General features: G+C 66.8%; 1 protein-coding gene. It reads right to left on the bottom strand.

Annotated elements, in window-relative coordinates:
• Positions 1–1,083, bottom strand: a 1,083-nt coding sequence (locus tag A9X01_RS26335; protein ID WP_065123520.1) for an ABC1 kinase family protein, incomplete at both ends; no start/stop codon positions are given.

A 1,083-nucleotide genomic window follows, 5' to 3' on the forward strand; every position in this document is an offset into this window, starting at 1 on the left:
CCAGCGCGGCCGCGTCCGGTTCGTTGAAGCCCGGGATCAACTCTTCGGTCAGCGCCTTGATCGGCACATGCGCATCGAGCTGGCACAGGATCGCCGCCACCGAGGCGATCACCCGCATCGGGATCGCGAGCTTGGGCGGCAGGTCCATCTGCCGGGCCGTCTTGATCTGCGCGACCGAGCGGTCGAACTGGCTGACCGTCATCCGCTGCAACCACTTGCGGTTGTAGTGGAACACCTCGACCTCGATCGGTTCGACGTACTGCCGCAACATTTCGTCGATTTCGCGGGCCGACACCTGCTGGCCGCGCTGGATGAAACCGACCTTCTCCATCGTCGGCAGCAGCAGGTCGTAGTTCTTGTCGCGGGCCAGGCGAATCGTCATGCCGAGCTCGACGGGGTAGCCGCCGGGCAGGGGAGCCACGGCGCCGAAGTCGATGACGCCCATCCGCCCGTCCGGCAGCAGCATGAAGTTGCCCGGGTGGGCGTCGCCGTGCAGCATCTCCAGCCGCCGCGGTGCGTCGAAGGTGAGCTCGAGCAGTCGAACCCCGATCAGGTCGCGCTGTTCGGGAGTGCCGTTGCGGATGATCTCGGCCATGTGGATGCCTTCGATCCACTCCTGGATGACGACCTTGGGCGCGCTGGCCACCACGTGCGGAATCGCGAAGTGCGGGTGTCCCTCGTAGGCCTTGGCGAACTTGCGCTGGTTGTCTGCCTCTAGCCGGTAGTCCAGCTCCATCTCGGTGCGCTGGATCAGTTCGTCGACCACGCCCTGCACATCGGCACCCGGGGAGAGCTGCTTGAACACCCCGACCATGCGTTGCATCGTCTTGAGGTCGGCCCGCAGCGCCTCGTCGGCGCCCGGGTACTGGATCTTCACCGCGACCTCACGCCCGTCCGACCACACCGCCTTGTGCACCTGGCCGATGCTGGCCGATGCGACCGGGGTGTCGTCGAAGGAACTGAAGCGCTCGCGCCACTTGGTGCCCAGCTGCGCGTCCAGCACCCGGTGCACCTTGGCGGCCGGCAACGGCGGGGCGTCCTTCTGCAGTTTGGTCAGCGCCTCGCGGTAGGGCTCGCCGAACT

The sequence above is a fragment of the Mycobacterium asiaticum genome, from assembly GCF_001668675.1.
GTDB classification, from domain to species: Bacteria; Actinomycetota; Actinomycetes; order Mycobacteriales; family Mycobacteriaceae; genus Mycobacterium; species Mycobacterium asiaticum_D.